Annotated in this window: 1 protein-coding gene; it reads left to right on the plus strand. The window is 55.1% G+C overall.

Going from position 1 to position 628, the window contains the following annotated elements; genetic code table 11:
* Window positions 1-627: calcium-binding protein (locus AC3Y7R_RS16855; protein WP_490043233.1), on the plus strand; the 627-nt coding region annotated here is incomplete at its 5' end.
* Between the last annotated feature and the right edge of the window lies 1 nt (window position 628).

Genomic DNA, 628 nt, shown 5'->3' on the forward strand with positions numbered 1-628 from the left:
GGCAATGGTGATGACATCATTTATGGGGGCAATGGGTTTGATCGCCTGACCGGTGGGAACGGCGATGACACGATCTATGGGGGTTATAACTCTAGCGACCTTCGCGACGAAATTTCTGCCGGCGACGGTGACGACTACGTTGATAGCGGCTACGGCAACGACGAGGTTTACGGCGGTGCTGGCGACGACATTATTCTAGGCGGCTTTGGTTTCGATGTGCTTATCGGCCAAGCGGGCAACGACGTGCTTTCAAGCGGCCCGCTGGGAGATTTGATCTTTGGTGGGGACGGTGATGACTTTATCAACGGCGGCTTTGGCCATGACCGGATCAATGGAGGGGCAGGTGGGGATTCTTTTTACCACCTAGGCATTCATGACCACGGCTCTGACTGGATTCAGGAGTATACGGCCGCAGATGGAGACGTGCTGGTGTTCGCTGATGCCTCAGCAAGTGTCGATGACTTCCAGGTGAATGTAGCTGAGACCGCGAATGCGGGTGTGGCCGGGGTCGCAGAGTCGTTTGTTATCTATAGGCCGACGGGTCAAATAATCTGGGCGCTTGTGGATGGTGACGGGCAGGACGAGATCAACCTGCAAATTGGCGGCGACGTTTTCAATATTGTGTAGG

This window comes from Litoreibacter sp. (assembly GCF_058136045.1).